The organism is Pseudomonas sp. JR33AA (genome assembly GCF_021378985.1).
In the GTDB taxonomy this organism is placed as follows: Bacteria; Pseudomonadota; Gammaproteobacteria; order Pseudomonadales; family Pseudomonadaceae; genus Aquipseudomonas; species Aquipseudomonas alloputida.
This window is the reverse complement of the sequence record NZ_JAJSAW010000009.1, coordinates 72,064-87,820: the sequence shown is the minus strand read 5'-3', so window position 1 is coordinate 87,820 and position 15,757 is coordinate 72,064. Positions and strand designations below refer to the sequence as shown.

The following is a 15,757-nucleotide window of genomic DNA, read 5'->3' as shown; positions in this document are numbered from 1 at the left end:
TTCATCAGTCGCGCGGGCCGCCCGGGGCTATCACTTCCCGCGAGCCGTTGCTGTTCATCGGGGTGACAACGCCGGCCATTTCCATCGACTCGATCATGCGCGCGGCACGGTTGTAGCCGATCTTCAGCTTGCGTTGCACGGCAGAAATGGAGGCGCGACGGCTTTCAAGCACGAATTGCACCGCTTCATCATACAGGGCATCGGTTTCGGCATCGTCACCTTCGCCACCACCGCCGCCGCCGTCAAAGCCGCTACCGGCCTCTTCGACGCCGTTGAGGATGTCGTCGTTGTAGTCCGGGGCGCCACGCAGCTTCCACGCCTCGACCGTACGGTGCACTTCATCGTCGGACACGAATGCTCCGTGCACCCGGATCGGCAGGCTGGTGCCCGGCGGCATGTACAGCATGTCGCCATGGCCCAGCAGCTGTTCGGCACCGCCCTGGTCGATGATGGTACGCGAGTCGATCTTGCTCGACACCTGGAACGCCATACGGGTCGGGATGTTGGCCTTGATCAGGCCGGTGATCACGTCCACCGACGGTCGCTGGGTGGCGAGAATCAGGTGAATACCGGCCGCCCGTGCCTTCTGCGCGATACGGGCGATCAGCTCTTCGACCTTCTTGCCGACGATCATCATCATGTCGGCAAATTCGTCCACCACCACCACGATGGTTGGCAGGGTTTTCAGCGCTGGCGGCTCATCGTCCATGCTCTCACGGCGATACAGCGGGTCATGGATGATTTCGCCAGCTTCCTGGGCGTCCTTGATCTTGCGGTTGAAACCGGCCAGGTTACGCACGCCCATGGCCGCCATCAGTTTGTAGCGCCGCTCCATCTCGGCCACGCTCCAGCGCAGGGCGTTGGCGGCGTCCTTCATGTCGGTGACCACCGGGCACAGCAGGTGCGGGATGCCTTCGTAGATCGACAGTTCAAGCATTTTCGGGTCGATCATGATCAGCCGCGCGTCTTCCGGGCTGGACTTGAACAGGATCGACAAAATCATCGCGTTCACCCCCACCGACTTACCGGAGCCGGTAGTACCGGCTACCAACAGGTGCGGCATCTTGGCCAGGTCGGTGATCACCGGCTTGCCGCCAATGTCGTGGCCCAGCGCCAGCGTGACGGGCGATTTCTGCTCGTCGTACTGCGGCGTGGCCAGCACTTCGGAGAAGCGCACCATCTGGCGGTTTTCATTGGGTATCTCGATACCCACTGTGGTCTTGCCAGGGATGACCTCGACCACTCGCACACTGGTCACGGCGAGCGAACGCGCCAGGTCCTTGGCCAGGTTGGCGATGCGGCTGACCTTCACGCCGGCGGCCGGCTGGATTTCATAACGGGTAATCACCGGGCCGGGGTGGATCGAATCCACCGCCACTTCCACACCGAATTCCTTGAGCTTGATTTCCAGCAACTGGCCGACACCGGCCAGGGACTCTGGCGAATACTCGATCTTCTTCTGTTCGGCCGGATCGAGGATGGAAATCGAGGGCAAGGTGCCTTCCACGGCGCTGTCGATGAACAGCGGCGCCTGCTTTTCCTTCATCGCCCGCTTGCTCGGCTCCGGCGCCTTGTCGGCTGACGGCGGCACGATCGTCGGGGTGGCGGGCTGCGCACGCGGTACTACCGGCTCGCGTGAAACGACCGGCTCGCGGGCGAGGGTTGGCTCGCGCGGCGCGACCGGGTCGCGGCCCAGCGTCGGTTCACGTGGCTCGGCGACCGGGGCAGGTGCCTCTTCACGCTTGAAGATACGTTCACGCAGCGCCGGCTTGGCCGGTTCGCGCTTCTCGGCGGCCATCGGCGCGGCCTTTATCACCGGTTCGTCCTCGCGCAGCTGAGCCTCAAGGCGCTTGCGCTCGTTGCGCGCTTCCCACCAGCGGGTGGCCGCCCCTTGCACCAGTTCGAACAGGTCAAGGGTGATCTTGCCGGTCAGGTCCATCACCTTGAACCACGACAGGTCGGTGAACACGGTAAGGCCAAACAGGAACAGGGCAATGAACATCAGCGTGCTGCCCTGCACGTTCAGCAGGTTGCGCGCCAGGTCGCCCAGGCTTTCGCCCAGTGCACCACCGGCGGAAAACGGCAGGCTGGCGGGCGGGTGGAAGTGGATATGCGCCAGCGCCGCCCCCGACAACACCAGGAACACCAGGCCAATCAGCCGCCAGGAGAACAGCCAGCCGCTCCAGTCCCACGGCTGGTGGCGCTCGCGGAAAATCTGCCAGGTCTTGACCGCCAGCAGCAGCGGGAAGATATAGGCGAAGTAACCCAGCACCATGAACAGGATGTCGGCGAAGTAGGCACCGGCGCGCCCGGCCGCATTCTGCACCTGGTCGACGTTGCTGGTGTGGCTGAAGCCCGGGTCCGACGTATCGTAGGTCAGCAGCGCCATCCACAGGTACAGGCACAGGGCGCCGACAGCGATCAACGCACCTTCCTTGAGGCGATAATGCAGCTGCTGCCGCCACAGTGGCACAGGCAATGGAGCTGGAGTTGCGGTGGATTTCTTCAAAACGCGTCTATTCCTGCGCGTGGTGCGCGTCCAATAGTGATCGGCCGCTGCGCGACCAACGAACCACTACTTTTAACATTACTGCCCGCCAGCCGCCATGGCGGCACGCCGTATGGGGGTTTGGCCGGGGGCGAATTCATATAGCTGCAATTTGAGCATGCATTTTCTTTTGTGACAAAGGCTTATGCTGTGTTTTTGCACAGGTGTGACAGCAAATGTAGCGGATGGTGCCTGCGGTGGGATGAATGTGTAGGAAATTGCCCTGAATTGCTGCAAGACGGGCTGCCCTCCCTGTAGGGGCAGCGCTGTGCAGGGTACCGCGCTGGCATTGAGGCAGCCAAAGAGATTGACCCCGCTTTTCACCCAAGCCATGCTGCCCTCTCCCCTCCCCCACCGCACGATAGACCATGCTCACCTGGCTGACCCGCGACTCGCTGACTTTCCCGCCCCTGGAAAAGGCGCTGCACGACCCCAACGGCCTACTGGCCGCCGGCGGCGACCTGAGCCCCGAGCGCCTGGTGCAGGCGTATCGCCATGGCTGCTTCCCGTGGTACCAGGACGGCCAACCGATCCTGTGGTGGTCGCCTGACCCGCGCACGGTGTTGTTGCCTGACCAGTTGCATGTGTCGCGCTCGCTGGCCAAGCTGATGCGCCAAGGCCGCTACCAGGTCAGCTTCGACACCGACTTCCCGGCCGTGATCGCCGCCTGCGCCGCGCCTCGCGACTACGCTGACGGCACCTGGATCACCGACACCATGCGCAACGCCTACTGCGAACTGCACCGCCGTGGCATCGCCCATTCGGTCGAAGTGCGCCAGGCCGGCGAACTGGTCGGGGGCCTGTACGGCCTGGCCATGGGCCAGCTGTTCTTTGGCGAATCGATGTTCAGCCGCGCCGACAACGCCTCCAAGGTCGGTTTCGTGACCTTGGTCAACCACCTGCGAGACGCCGGCTTCGTGCTCATCGACTGCCAGATGCCGACCAACCACCTGCACAGCCTGGGCGCCCACGCCATCAGCCGTGCCGAGTTCGCCAGCTACCTGGCACGCCACCTTGACCAGCCCAACAGCGCTTCATGGGTTGCCTAGGCGAGTTCCCGTAGCTGGCTTACACTTAAAACAAAGTCTCACCGAAGGGGTTGATCATGACAGAGCTGGCGCGGTTGAAGTTCTATGCCACTCAGCCCCACTCCTGCAGCTACCTGCCGGAGGAGCAGGCAACCACGCTGTTCCTCGACCCCAGCCAGCCGATGGACGTACACGTGTACGCCGATTTGTCGGAAATGGGCTTTCGCCGCAGTGGCGACCACCTGTACCGCCCGCACTGCCAGCACTGCAACGCCTGCGTGCCGGCGCGCATCCCAGCGGCGCGCTTCATCCCCAACCGCCAGCAGCGTCGCATTCTCAAGCGTAACGCCGACCTGACCGTAACCGCAGCGCGCCCGGCGTTCAAGGAAGAGTACTTCGAACTGTACCGGCGCTATATCGAAACTCGCCACGCCGACGGCGACATGTACCCGCCCAGCCGCGATCAGTTTTCCACCTTCCTGGTACGCGACCTGCCGTTCTGCTGGTTCTACGAGTTTCGCCTGCAAGGCCGATTGATGGCGGTGGCAGTGTGCGATCTGCTGCCCAATGGCCTGTCAGCGGTGTACACCTTCTACGAGCCTGACGAGGAACGCCGCAGCCTTGGCCGTTTCGCCATTCTCTGGCAGATCACCGAAGCGCTGCGACAGGACCTGGAGGCGGTTTACCTGGGCTACTGGATCAAGAACTGCAAGAAGATGAACTACAAGACGCAGTACCGACCTATAGAGTTGCTGATAAACCAGCGCTGGGTCACCCTCAACTGAAAGCATTGGCTTGACACGCAGTTTTCCGGCATAATCCACGCCACTTTTTTGCCCGGTGCGGATATGCGTCGGGCTAACACTGGATCCGAGGGCTCAACTGCATGTCGAAAGAAGACAGCTTCGAAATGGAAGGTACTGTCGTCGACACCCTGCCCAACACCATGTTCCGCGTGGAGTTGGAAAACGGGCACGTCGTAACCGCGCACATCTCCGGAAAGATGCGCAAGAACTACATCCGTATTCTCACTGGCGACAAGGTCCGCGTCGAACTGACGCCGTACGACCTGAGCAAGGGCCGCATCACCTACCGTGCGCGCTAAACTCAAGCCATGAAAAAGCCCGGCCAGGTGCCGGGCTTTTTTGTGTCTTTTGAAATTGCCGGGGCTGCAAGGCAGCCCCGGCACATCACGCAACCTCTGCCGTGGTTTCGAAGTCGAACACCAGTTCGCCATCGCGCAGGTCGACATGCACCACGCCACCATGCTCGGCCAGTTCGCCAAACAGGATCTCCTCGGCCAGCGGCCGCTTGATCTTGTCCTGGATCAGCCGCGCCATTGGCCGCGCGCCCATCTGCACGTCATAGCCCGAAACCGCCAGCCAACCGCGCGCTTCATCGCTGACTTCCAGCAGCACACGCTTGTCTTCCAGTTGCGCCTGCAATTCGATAAGGAACTTGTCGACGATGCTTTTGATCGTCTCCGTGCTCAGGCGGCCAAACTGGATGATGGTATCCAGACGGTTGCGGAACTCTGGCGTGAAGCTCTTGCGGATCACCTCCATGGCATCGGACGCGTGGTCCTGATGCGTGAAGCCGATCGACGCCCGCGCCGCGGTTTCGGCACCGGCGTTGGTGGTCATGATCAGGATCACGTTACGGAAGTCGGCCTTGCGCCCGTTGTTGTCGGTCAAGGTACCGTGGTCCATCACCTGCAGCAGCAGATTGAAGACTTCCGGGTGGGCCTTCTCGATTTCGTCGAGCAACAATACGCAGTGCGGCTGCTTGGTGATCGCCTCGGTCAACAAGCCACCCTGGTCAAACCCGACATAACCTGGCGGCGCACCAATCAAACGCGACACGGTGTGACGTTCCATGTACTCAGACATGTCGAAACGCACCAACTCCACACCCAGCGCCTTGGCCAGTTGCCGCGCCGCTTCGGTCTTGCCGACGCCGGTAGGGCCGGCGAACAGGAACGAACCCACCGGCTTGTCTGGCGACTTGAGGCCGGCACGGGACAGCTTGATCGCGGTGGCCAGCGAGTCGATTGCCTGGTCCTGGCCAAACACGGTCAGTTTCAGGTCGCGCTCAAGGTTGCGCAGCAGTTCCTTGTCGGAACTGGTGACGTGCTTCGGCGGAATTCGCGCAATCTTGGCGACGATGTCCTCCACTTGCGGCACATCGATGCGCTTGACGCGATTGGCCTCTGGCTGCAGGCGCTGGTAGGCCCCAGCCTCGTCGATCACATCGATGGCCTTGTCAGGCATGTGCCGGTCATTGATGTAGCGCGAAGCCAGTTCGGCGGCGGCGCGCAGGGCTTCGTCGCTGTACTCGATGTTGTGGTGGCTTTCGAAACGCCCTTTCAGGCCGCGCAGAATGCCCACGGTGTCTTCGACCGATGGCTCGCTGACATCCACCTTCTGGAAGCGACGCGCCAGGGCACGATCCTTCTCGAAGATGCCGCGAAACTCCTGGAACGTGGTCGAACCGATGCAGCGGATTTCACCCGACGACAGCAGCGGCTTGAGCAAGTTGGAGGCATCCATCACCCCACCCGACGCCGCACCGGCACCGATGATGGTGTGAATTTCGTCGATAAACAGGATGGCCTGCGGACGCTTGCGCAGCTCACCGAGCAGCGCCTTGAAGCGCTTCTCGAAGTCACCCCGGTATTTGGTACCGGCCAGCAAGGCGCCCAGGTCGAGGGAGTACACCACGCTCTGTGCCAGCAGGTCAGGCACCTGACCATCGACGATGCGCTTGGCCAGGCCTTCGGCGATGGCCGTCTTGCCCACGCCTGCCTCACCCACCAGCAGCGGGTTGTTCTTGCGCCGACGGGCCAGGATTTGCGCCACGCGCTCCACTTCCTGCTCGCGACCCACCAGCGGGTCGATACGGCCGGCACGGGCCAGCTCGTTCAGGTTGCTGGCGTAGGCGTCCAGCGGGTTGCTCGAGGAGGAGGTTTCGCCCCCCTCTTCGTCCTGCATGTCCTGCTCGCTTTCAGACTGCGCACCGTGCCCTGGCACCTTGGAGATGCCATGGGCGATGTAGTTGACCACGTCGATACGGGCTACGCTCTGCTGCTTGAGCAGGAACACGGCCTGGCTTTCCTGTTCGCTGAAGATCGCCACCAGCACGTTGGCGCCGGTCACTTCGCGCTTGCCAGAGCTTTGCACGTGGAACACGGCACGCTGCAGCACGCGCTGGAAGCCCAGGGTTGGCTGGGTTTCACGGTCTTCGTCATTGACAGGAATCAACGGCGTTGTGGAGTCGATGAACTCTTGCAGGTCATGCTTGAGCTTGTCGAGATTGGCGCCACAGGCGCGCAGAACGGTCGCGGCAGCCTCATTGTCAAGGAGTGCCAGCAGCAGATGTTCGACGGTCATGAACTCATGACGCTTCGAACGGGCCTCCTTGAAGGCAAGATTGAGGGTGACTTCGAGCTCGCGGTTTAACATAGCTTCACCTCATACCCAAGTGGTCGGCGATTAACCGTCCTTCTCGATTTCACAGAGTAGCGGATGCTGGCTTTCCCTGGCGTATTGGTTGACCTGCATGGCCTTTGTTTCGGCGATGTCACGGGTAAACAATCCGCACACTGCCCGCCCCTCGGTATGGACGGTCAGCATGATCTTGGTCGCCAGCTCGCGGTTCAGACTGAAGAACGTCTCGAGCACTTCGACGACGAAATCCATCGGTGTGTAGTCATCGTTGAACAAAACCACCTTGTACATCGGTGGCGCCTGCAGGATCGGCTTGGCTTCCTGAACTGCAAGACCTGAGCCGTCGTCCTCATTCGATTGCGGGCGATCCTGATTGAATGTTAGTCGAATCTCACTAGGTGCATGCATGGAAAGAATTTCATCATGAGCGTCAGGTTAAGGTTGCGGGTTGACTGCACAGGCCACCGCCAGCGCAGGCGCCGCGTGACCTTGACTATCGGCAAAACGGTGTTACAACCAATAAGAACCCACCGTGGTCGATAAAGATCCGCGCAGTCAACCAGATTTTTCGCAAGGTTCGTATGCGGATGAAGTGGATGATACTCCAGTGATGGAGTCCTTTGCAGAGGGACATAGGGATGGCAAGCGGTAAAGTCAAGTGGTTCAACAATGCCAAGGGCTATGGATTCATCAATGAGGAAGGTAAATCCGATGACCTGTTCGCCCATTATTCCGCCATCCGGATGGACGGATACAAGACCCTGAAGGCTGGCCAGGCCGTGGTGTTCGACATCGTCCAGGGCCCCAAAGGTTTGCACGCCGTTGAAATCAAAGATGCTGCGACTGCCGCGGCAGAGGCTGCCAGAACCCTGGGCGAGCCACAAAGCGAAACTGCAAAAGCCTGACTGCCTGCGCTGTGCCGATAGACGAAAGAACCGGCCGCTTCTTTACAGGAGGCGGCCGGTTTTCTTTCGTCTTACATGTGTTTGATCATTTCATCGCCAAAGCCTGAGCTGCTTACCAGCTTGGCACCCTCCATCAACCGCTCGAAATCGTAGGTCACGGTCTTGGCCGCAATGGCCCCATTGGTGCCCTTGATGATCAGGTCGGCGGCCTCTGTCCACCCCATGTGGCGCAGCATCATCTCTGCCGAGAGGATCACCGAGCCCGGGTTGACCTTGTCCTGCCCGGCGTACTTGGGCGCCGTGCCGTGAGTGGCCTCGAACATGGCCACGGTGTCGGACAGGTTGGCGCCCGGCGCAATGCCGATACCGCCCACTTCCGCCGCCAGGGCGTCGGACAGGTAGTCACCGTTGAGGTTGAGCGTGGCGATCACGTCGTACTCGGCCGGGCGCAGCAGGATCTGCTGTAGCATGGCGTCGGCAATGGCGTCCTTGACGATGACCTCGCGGCCGGTCTTGGGGTTCTTGAACTTCATCCACGGGCCGCCATCGAGCAGTTCGGCGCCGAACTCGTCACGCGCCACCTCGTACCCCCAGTCCTTGAAGGCCCCCTCGGTGAACTTCATGATGTTGCCCTTGTGCACCAGGGTCAGCGACTCGCGGTCGTTGTCCACCACGTATTGCAGGGCCTTGCGCACCAGGCGCTTGGTACCCTCCTTCGACACCGGCTTGACGCCGATACCGCAGTCCTGGTCGAAGCGTATCTTGGTGACCCCCATTTCCTCCTTGAGGAACTTGATCACCTTGTTCGCCTCGGGCGATCCGGCCTTCCACTCGATGCCGGCATAGATGTCTTCGGAGTTCTCGCGGAAAATCACCATGTCCACGTCGCCAGGCTTTTTCACCGGGCTCGGTACGCCCTGGAACCACAGCACCGGCCGCAGGCACACATACAGGTCCAATTGCTGGCGCAGGGCCACGTTGAGCGAGCGAATGCCGCCACCGACCGGGGTGGTCAGCGGGCCCTTGATCGATACCACGTAATCACGTACGGCATCGAGGGTTTCCTGCGGCAACCAGGTGTCCTGGTCATACACCTGGGTGGCTTTCTCGCCAGCGTACACCTCCATCCAGGCGATCTTGCGCTTGCCGCCGTAGGCTTTGTGCACGGCGGCGTCGACTACCTTGATCATCACCGGTGAGACATCGACGCCGATCCCGTCGCCTTCAATGTAAGGAATGATCGGATTATCAGGCACGTTAAGCGAATGATCTGCATTGACGGTGATCTTGGTGCCGTCGGTCGGAACCTTGATTTTCTGGTATCCCATGCTTGCACTACTCCGCTGTCTGGTGTGGTTTGGACATCGTGCGATCCACTGAGCCTAAACCACATCTGCCGACCTGCAAGGCATGCGACAACCCGCCGCATTGCCGCTTAGTCTTTGGTCTTATAAATGGGCCGATATCACTTGGCCTTGCTGATTAGCCCGAATGGTTTGGTATACTCCGCCGCGACCGAAGGGTCATCGGGGCGAATCCCAGGAAAATGCGGACCGCCCCAGGCCATGAATGGCCGCTAAGCCTGGGTTGTTACCGCACCCCAGCACTTGACGCTCGACTGATGCATCCACCATCACCGCTCGCAGCCTCTCGACTTTCCGCTCATGGCGCTGCCGGGGCGATGCGCCTACCCTGCGCACCACGAGACTCGAGCACGCTCAGCACACAGAGAGTTAACCCGCATGCCCACCCGTTCCAAGATCATCTATACCTTCACCGACGAAGCCCCCGCCCTCGCCACTTACTCGCTGCTGCCGATCGTCGAAGCGTTCACCGCCTCGGCTGACATCGCTGTCGAAACTCGCGACATCTCCCTGGCTGGCCGTATCCTTGCCGCCTTCCCGGAGCAACTGGGCGCAGAGAAGCAAGTAGGCGATCACCTGGCGGAACTGGGCCAGCTGGCCACCACTCCTGAAGCCAACATCATCAAGCTGCCGAACATCAGCGCCTCGGTACCGCAGCTCAAAGCCGCGATCAAGGAACTGCAGGCCAAGGGCTTCAACATCCCTGACTACGCCGACGAGCCAGCTACCGCGGAAGAAAAAGAATCCCGCGCCCGCTACGACCGCATCAAGGGTTCGGCCGTGAACCCGGTACTGCGCGAAGGCAACTCCGACCGCCGCGCGCCCCTGTCGGTCAAGAACTACGCCCGCAAGCACCCGCACAAGATGGGCGCCTGGGCTGCCGACTCCAAGTCGCACGTTGCCCACATGACCCAGGGCGACTTCTACGGCAGCGAAAAAGCCGCACTGATCGAAGCTGACGACAGCCTGCGCATCGAACTGGTCGGCAAAGACGGCAGCACCACCGTGCTGAAAGAAAAGACCGCCGTCAAAGCCGCTGAAATCATCGACTGCGCCACCATGAGCCGCAAGGCCCTGAAAGCCTTCATCGCCGAACAGATCGCCGATGCCAAGGCCGCCGGCGTGCTGCTGTCGGTGCACCTGAAAGCCACCATGATGAAGGTCTCCGACCCGATCATGTTCGGCGTCATCGTCGAAGAGTTCTACAACGACGTGCTGACCAAGCACGCCGCTGCACTGGCCGAAGTAGGCTTCAACGCCAACAACGGTATCGGCGACCTGTACGCCCGCATCAAGGACCTGCCAGCTGACAAGCAGGCCGAGATCGAAGCCGACATCCAGGCCCTGTACGCCGAGCGCCCAGCCCTGGCCATGGTCAACTCCGACAAAGGCATCACCAACCTGCACGTGCCGAGCGACGTGATCGTCGACGCCTCGATGCCGGCCATGATCCGAGACTCGGGCAAGATGTGGAACACCGCAGGCGAGCTGCAAGACGCCAAGGCCGTGATCCCGGACCGCTGCTACGCCGGCATCTACCAGGCCACCATCGAAGACTGCAAGAAAAACGGCGCCTTCGACCCGACCACCATGGGCAGCGTGCCGAACGTTGGCCTGATGGCGCAAAAGGCCGAAGAGTATGGCTCCCACGACAAGACCTTCCAGATCAACACCGACGGCGTCGTGCGCGTGGTCGATGGCAAGGGCAACGTCGTGCTGGAGCAGAACGTCGAAGCCGGTGACATCTTCCGTATGTGCCAGACCAAGGACGCGCCGATCCAGGACTGGGTCAAGCTGGCCGTCAACCGTGCCCGCCTGAGCAACACCCCTGCGGTGTTCTGGCTGGACCCGGCGCGCGCCCACGACGGCGTCATGATCGAGAAGGTGCAGAAGTACCTGAAAGATCACGACACCACCGGCCTGGACATCCGTATCCTGGCACCGGTCGACGCCATCAAGTTCTCCCTGGCCCGCATCCGCGAAGGCAAGGACACCATCTCGGTGACCGGCAACGTGCTGCGCGACTACCTGACCGACCTGTTCCCGATCATGGAACTGGGCACCAGCGCCAAGATGCTGTCGATCGTGCCGCTGATGAACGGCGGTGGCCTGTTCGAAACCGGCGCCGGTGGTTCGGCTCCGAAGCACGTGCAGCAGCTGGTTGAAGAGAACTTCCTGCGTTGGGACTCGCTGGGTGAATTCCTGGCCCTGGCCGCTTCCCTGGAGCACCTGGGCAACACCTACGACAACCCGCGCGCCAAGGTTCTGGCCAACACCCTGGACCAGGCTACCGGCAAGTTCCTCGACACCAACAAGTCGCCGTCGCGCAAAGTCGGTGGTATCGACAACCGCGGCAGCCACTTCTACCTGACCCTGTACTGGGCCGAGGCCCTGGCCGCTCAGACGGACGACGCTGCCCTGCAGGCACGCTTCGCACCCCTGGCAAAAACCCTGGCCGAGAACGAAGCGACCATCGTCGCCGAGCTCAACGCCGTTCAGGGCAAGCCAGCCGACATCGGCGGCTACTACGCCCCGGATGCCGAGCTGACCGCCAAGGTGATGCGTCCAAGCCAGACCCTGAACAGCGCCATCGCTGCCCTGTAAGGTTCGCTTGAAGTAACCGCACAAACCCCGGCCACGCACCGGGGTTTGTGCTTTCTGGAAAACAAGCTCAGCCCCTGTAGACCGTTGAGGAGATGCTCATGACCTGGCAACCCCACATCACCGTCGCCACCCTCGTCGAGCACGAAGGCAAGTTCCTCTTCGTTGAGGAATTCAAAGCCAACCAGCACGTCTTCAACCAGCCTGCCGGTCACCTCGAGCCCAACGAGACCTTGCCCCAGGCCGCCCTGCGCGAAACCCTGGAAGAAACCGCCTGGGAAGTCGAGCTGACCGGCGTGGTCGGTATCTACCTGTACACTGCACCCAGCAACGGCGTGACCTACCAGCGCGTCTGCTTCGCCGCCCGCCCCGTGCGCCATCACCCCGACCTGGCACTGGACAGCGACATCGTCCGCGCCGTGTGGCTGACCCGCGACGAACTGCTGGCCGACCCCACTCGCTGGCGCAGCGAGCTGGTGCCACGCTGCCTTGATGACTACCTCAAAGGCCCGCTGCACAGCCTCGACCTGCTACGCGACTGACGCGGCGCCGCGGGTTTGATAGAATTGGCGTTTTTCCCCCCTTGATACACACCGGTACCCATGACCAGCCCAGCACTTAAAGACCCCGCCAAGACCCGCGTCATCGTCGGCATGTCCGGCGGCGTGGACTCTTCCGTCTCCGCCCTTCTGCTCATCGAGCAGGGCTACCAGGTGGAAGGGCTGTTCATGAAGAACTGGGAAGAAGACGACGGCACCGAATACTGCACCGCCCGAGAAGACCTGGCCGACGCCCAGGCCGTGTGCGACCGTATCGGCATCAAGCTGCACACCGCCAACTTCGCCGCCGAATACTGGGACAATGTGTTCGAGCACTTCCTTGACGAGTACAAGGCTGGCCGCACACCCAACCCCGACATCCTCTGCAACCGCGAAATCAAGTTCAAGGCGTTTCTCGACTACGCCCTGTCGCTGGGTGCCGACCTGATCGCCACCGGCCACTACGTGCGCCGCCGCGATACTGGCGCGCTCACCGAACTGCTCAAGGGCCTGGACCCGAACAAGGACCAGAGCTACTTCCTGCACGCCGTCGGCGGCAAGGAAATTGCCCGCACCCTGTTCCCGGTCGGCGAACTGGAAAAGCCCGAAGTGCGCGCCATCGCCGAAAAACACGGCCTGGCCACCGCCAAGAAGAAAGATTCCACCGGCATCTGCTTCATTGGTGAGCGCCGCTTCAGCGACTTCCTCAAGCAGTACCTGCCGGCCCAGCCGGGCGACATTGAAACCACCGAAGGTGAAGTGATCGGCCGCCACCATGGCCTGATGTACCACACCATCGGCCAGCGCCAGGGCCTGGGCATTGGCGGCCTGAAGGATGCCGGTGACGAGCCTTGGTACGTGCTGCACAAGGACCTGACCCGCAACGTACTGGTGGTCGGCCAGGGCAACGAGCACCCATGGCTGTTCTCCCGCGCCCTGTTGGCCTCGGACATTTTCTGGGTCAACCCAATCGATCTCGGCAACCCACGCCAGCTGACGGCCAAGGTGCGCTACCGCCAGAGCGACCAGCGATGCACCCTGGAGCGCACCGCCAGCGGTTACCGCGCCGTGTTCGACGAGCCGCAGCGCGCCGTCACGCCGGGCCAGTCGGTGGTGTTCTATGACGGCGAAGTGTGCCTGGGCGGTGGCGTGATCGAGGCTGCCGAGCCGTGGAGCCCACGCGCATGAGCAACCTGCAGGAGCAGCTGATTGCGTTGGGTGGTGTGTTCCAGGCCGCCGTGCTGGTCGACCGCATCGCCCGCACCGGCCAAGCCAGTGAAGCCAATATCGGCTGCATGCTGGGCAGCCTGCTGGTGCGCGACCCCAAGGACACCCTGGAGGTGTTCGGCGGTGACGACCTGAACCTGCGCGACGGCTACCGAGCACTGATCGGCGCCCTCGAGCGCGACCCCAACAGCCTGCAGCGCGAGCCGCTGCGCTACGCCCTGTCGATGCTGGGCCTGGAACGCCAACTGAACAAGCGTGGCGACCTGCTGGAAACTATCGGCAACCGCCTGCCACAGATCCAGTCGCAGGCCGAGCATTTCGGCCTGGTTCACGAAAACGTCATCGCTTCCAGTGGCGCCTTGTATCAGGACACCCTGAGCACCTTGCGCCAGCGCATCCAGGTGCACGGCGACATGCGCTTCCTGCAGCAACCCAACAACGCCTCGAAGATCCGCGCCCTGCTGCTGGCCGGCATCCGCGCCGCGCGGCTGTGGCGGCAGCTGGGCGGGCACCGTTGGCAACTGGTGTTCAGCCGGCGCAAGTTGCTGAACGAACTGTACGACATGATGCGCTCACCTTCCTGAGGGCGGCGCCGCTCCCACAAGGGCACTGCGACATGTTTCATAGGGCCGACCTTTGGTCAGCCACCCGACCCAGGCGCAAATTTCATGTATGATATGCGCCCTTCCAAAAGCCTGACTGTCCGAGAACACCCCATGCAGCTTTCTTCGCTCACTGCGGTTTCCCCTGTAGACGGCCGTTATGCCGGCAAAACCCAGGCCTTGCGCCCCATTTTCAGCGAATTCGGCCTGATCCGTTTCCGCGCCCTGGTCGAAGTGCGCTGGCTGCAGCGCCTGGCCGCCCACCCGCAAATCGGCGAAGTGCCGGCGTTCTCCGCCGAAGCCAACGCCCTGCTGGACAGCCTGGCCAACGATTTCAAGCTGGAGCACGCCGAGCGCGTCAAGGAAATCGAGCGCACCACCAACCACGACGTCAAGGCCATTGAATACCTCCTCAAGGAGCAGGCCGCCAAGCTGCCTGAGCTGGCCAAGGTCAGCGAGTTCATCCACTTCGCCTGCACCAGCGAGGACATCAACAACCTGTCCCACGCCCTGATGCTGCGCGCCGGCCGTGACGAAGTGCTGCTGCCGCTGATGCGTCAAGTCGCCGACGCCATCCGCGCCCTGGCCCACGCCCACGCCGAAGTGCCAATGCTGTCGCGCACCCATGGCCAGCCGGCTTCGCCGACCACCCTGGGTAAAGAACTGGCCAACGTCGTGTATCGCCTGGAGCGCCAGATCGCCCAGGTTGCCGCCGTACCGCTGCTGGGCAAGATCAACGGCGCCGTGGGCAACTACAACGCCCACCTGTCGGCCTACTCGCAGATCGACTGGGAAGAGAACGCCCGCGCCTTCATCGAAGACGAGCTGGGCCTGCAGTTCAACCCGTACACCACCCAGATCGAGCCGCACGACTACATCGCCGAGCTGTTCGACGCCATCGCCCGCTTCAACACCATCCTGATCGACTTCGACCGTGATGTGTGGGGCTACATTTCGCTGGGTTACTTCAAGCAGAAGACTGTTGCCGGCGAAATCGGTTCGTCGACCATGCCGCACAAGGTCAACCCGATCGACTTCGAAAACTCCGAAGGCAACCTGGGGATCGCCAACGCACTGTTCCAGCACCTGGCCAGCAAGCTGCCGATCTCGCGCTGGCAGCGTGACCTGACCGACTCCACCGTGCTGCGCAACCTGGGCGTTGGCTTTGCCCACAGCGTCATCGCTTATGAAGCCAGCCTGAAAGGCATCGGCAAGCTGGAAGTCAACCAAGCCCGCATCGCCGCCGACCTGGACGCCTGCTGGGAAGTGCTGGCCGAGCCAATCCAGACCGTGATGCGCCGCTTCAACATCGAAAACCCCTACGAGAAGCTCAAAGAGCTGACCCGTGGCAAGGGCATCACCCCAGAAGCGCTGCTGACCTTCATCGACGGCCTGGACATGCCAGCCGAAGCCAAGGCCGAGCTCAAGCAGCTGACCCCCGCTACCTACATCGGTAACGCGGCAGCCCAGGCCAAACGCATCTAAGCTGAGCGTCGC

The 15,757-nt window shown here is 62.0% G+C and carries 13 protein-coding genes; 9 read left to right on the top strand and 4 right to left on the bottom strand.

Annotation, left to right across the window (positions count from 1 at the left end; genetic code table 11):
• Positions 1-4: 4 nt before the first annotated feature.
• Positions 5-2,509 (bottom strand): DNA translocase FtsK, encoded by a 2,505-nt coding sequence (locus tag LVS58_RS16150; RefSeq protein ID WP_233691912.1) that lies wholly within the window; start codon positions 2,507-2,509, stop codon positions 5-7.
• A 407-nt stretch (positions 2,510-2,916) separates the two neighbouring features.
• On the opposite strand from LVS58_RS16150, the gene aat reads away from it, so the two are divergent.
• From aat to infA, 3 genes are all read left to right on the top strand, one after another.
• Entirely contained in the window at positions 2,917-3,597 is a 681-nt protein-coding gene (gene aat, locus LVS58_RS16145) for a leucyl/phenylalanyl-tRNA--protein transferase (RefSeq protein WP_233691911.1), read from the top strand.
• Between the two features lie 56 nt (positions 3,598-3,653).
• Positions 3,654-4,361, top strand: coding sequence for an arginyltransferase (locus tag LVS58_RS16140; RefSeq protein ID WP_233691910.1), 708 nt, complete (start codon positions 3,654-3,656; stop codon positions 4,359-4,361).
• A 101-nt stretch (positions 4,362-4,462) separates the two neighbouring features.
• Positions 4,463-4,681, top strand: a complete 219-nt coding sequence (infA, locus tag LVS58_RS16135) for a translation initiation factor IF-1 (protein WP_002553999.1) — start codon at positions 4,463-4,465, stop codon at positions 4,679-4,681.
• An 85-nt stretch (positions 4,682-4,766) separates the two neighbouring features.
• On the opposite strand, the gene clpA is transcribed toward infA, so the two are convergent.
• The gene (gene clpA / locus LVS58_RS16130; RefSeq protein WP_003251217.1) at positions 4,767-7,037 is read right to left on the bottom strand and encodes an ATP-dependent Clp protease ATP-binding subunit ClpA; all 2,271 of its coding nucleotides are present in this window, start codon (positions 7,035-7,037) and stop codon (positions 4,767-4,769) included.
• Positions 7,038-7,067: 30 nt separating this feature from the next.
• Entirely contained in the window at positions 7,068-7,430 is a 363-nt protein-coding gene (clpS, locus tag LVS58_RS16125) for an ATP-dependent Clp protease adapter ClpS (RefSeq protein WP_003251220.1), read from the bottom strand.
• A gap of 230 nt (positions 7,431-7,660) precedes the next feature.
• Between clpS and cspD the strand changes: the two genes are divergently transcribed.
• Complete coding sequence (cspD, locus tag LVS58_RS16120; protein ID WP_325175986.1) at positions 7,661-7,927, top strand: cold shock domain-containing protein CspD; 267 nt, start codon at positions 7,661-7,663, stop codon at positions 7,925-7,927.
• Positions 7,928-7,998: 71 nt separating this feature from the next.
• Here cspD and icd read toward each other — a convergent pair whose 3' ends face one another.
• Positions 7,999-9,255 carry an NADP-dependent isocitrate dehydrogenase gene (gene icd / locus LVS58_RS16115; RefSeq protein WP_233691909.1) on the bottom strand — a complete coding sequence of 419 codons (1,257 nt, stop codon included), beginning with the start codon at positions 9,253-9,255 and terminating at the stop codon, positions 7,999-8,001.
• A 414-nt stretch (positions 9,256-9,669) separates the two neighbouring features.
• Between icd and LVS58_RS16110 the strand changes: the two genes are divergently transcribed.
• From LVS58_RS16110 to purB, 5 genes are all read left to right on the top strand, one after another.
• Positions 9,670-11,895: an NADP-dependent isocitrate dehydrogenase gene (locus tag LVS58_RS16110; RefSeq protein ID WP_233691908.1), complete on the top strand. Its 2,226-nt coding sequence runs from the start codon at positions 9,670-9,672 to the stop codon at positions 11,893-11,895.
• A 98-nt stretch (positions 11,896-11,993) separates the two neighbouring features.
• Complete coding sequence (locus LVS58_RS16105) at positions 11,994-12,434, top strand: NUDIX hydrolase (RefSeq protein ID WP_233691907.1); 441 nt, start codon at positions 11,994-11,996, stop codon at positions 12,432-12,434.
• A 60-nt stretch (positions 12,435-12,494) separates the two neighbouring features.
• Positions 12,495-13,619 carry a tRNA 2-thiouridine(34) synthase MnmA gene (gene mnmA / locus LVS58_RS16100; protein WP_233691906.1) on the top strand — a complete coding sequence of 375 codons (1,125 nt, stop codon included), beginning with the start codon at positions 12,495-12,497 and terminating at the stop codon, positions 13,617-13,619.
• Positions 13,616-14,242 (top strand): high frequency lysogenization protein HflD, encoded by a 627-nt coding sequence (gene hflD / locus LVS58_RS16095; RefSeq protein ID WP_233691905.1) that lies wholly within the window; start codon positions 13,616-13,618, stop codon positions 14,240-14,242. Before mnmA ends, hflD begins: the two co-directional genes overlap by 4 nt.
• Positions 14,243-14,374: 132 nt before the next feature.
• Positions 14,375-15,745: an adenylosuccinate lyase gene (purB, locus tag LVS58_RS16090; RefSeq protein WP_233691904.1), complete on the top strand. Its 1,371-nt coding sequence runs from the start codon at positions 14,375-14,377 to the stop codon at positions 15,743-15,745.
• The last annotated feature ends 12 nt before the right edge of the window (positions 15,746-15,757 follow it).

What these genes read in the sequence shown, in the direction of transcription:
- aat (WP_233691911.1), top strand. Translation starts at nt 2,917, where the DNA reads ATGCTCACCTGGCTGACCCGCGACTCGCTGACTTTCCCGCCCCTGGAA.
- LVS58_RS16140 (WP_233691910.1), top strand. Translation starts at nt 3,654, where the DNA reads ATGACAGAGCTGGCGCGGTTGAAGTTCTATGCCACTCAGCCCCACTCC.
- infA (WP_002553999.1), top strand. Translation starts at nt 4,463, where the DNA reads ATGTCGAAAGAAGACAGCTTCGAAATGGAAGGTACTGTCGTCGACACC.
- clpA (WP_003251217.1), bottom strand. Translation starts at nt 7,037, where the DNA reads ATGTTAAACCGCGAGCTCGAAGTCACCCTCAATCTTGCCTTCAAGGAG.
- clpS (WP_003251220.1), bottom strand. Translation starts at nt 7,430, where the DNA reads ATGCATGCACCTAGTGAGATTCGACTAACATTCAATCAGGATCGCCCG.
- cspD (WP_325175986.1), top strand. Translation starts at nt 7,661, where the DNA reads ATGGCAAGCGGTAAAGTCAAGTGGTTCAACAATGCCAAGGGCTATGGA.
- icd (WP_233691909.1), bottom strand. Translation starts at nt 9,255, where the DNA reads ATGGGATACCAGAAAATCAAGGTTCCGACCGACGGCACCAAGATCACC.
- LVS58_RS16110 (WP_233691908.1), top strand. Translation starts at nt 9,670, where the DNA reads ATGCCCACCCGTTCCAAGATCATCTATACCTTCACCGACGAAGCCCCC.
- LVS58_RS16105 (WP_233691907.1), top strand. Translation starts at nt 11,994, where the DNA reads ATGACCTGGCAACCCCACATCACCGTCGCCACCCTCGTCGAGCACGAA.
- mnmA (WP_233691906.1), top strand. Translation starts at nt 12,495, where the DNA reads ATGACCAGCCCAGCACTTAAAGACCCCGCCAAGACCCGCGTCATCGTC.
- hflD (WP_233691905.1), top strand. Translation starts at nt 13,616, where the DNA reads ATGAGCAACCTGCAGGAGCAGCTGATTGCGTTGGGTGGTGTGTTCCAG.
- purB (WP_233691904.1), top strand. Translation starts at nt 14,375, where the DNA reads ATGCAGCTTTCTTCGCTCACTGCGGTTTCCCCTGTAGACGGCCGTTAT.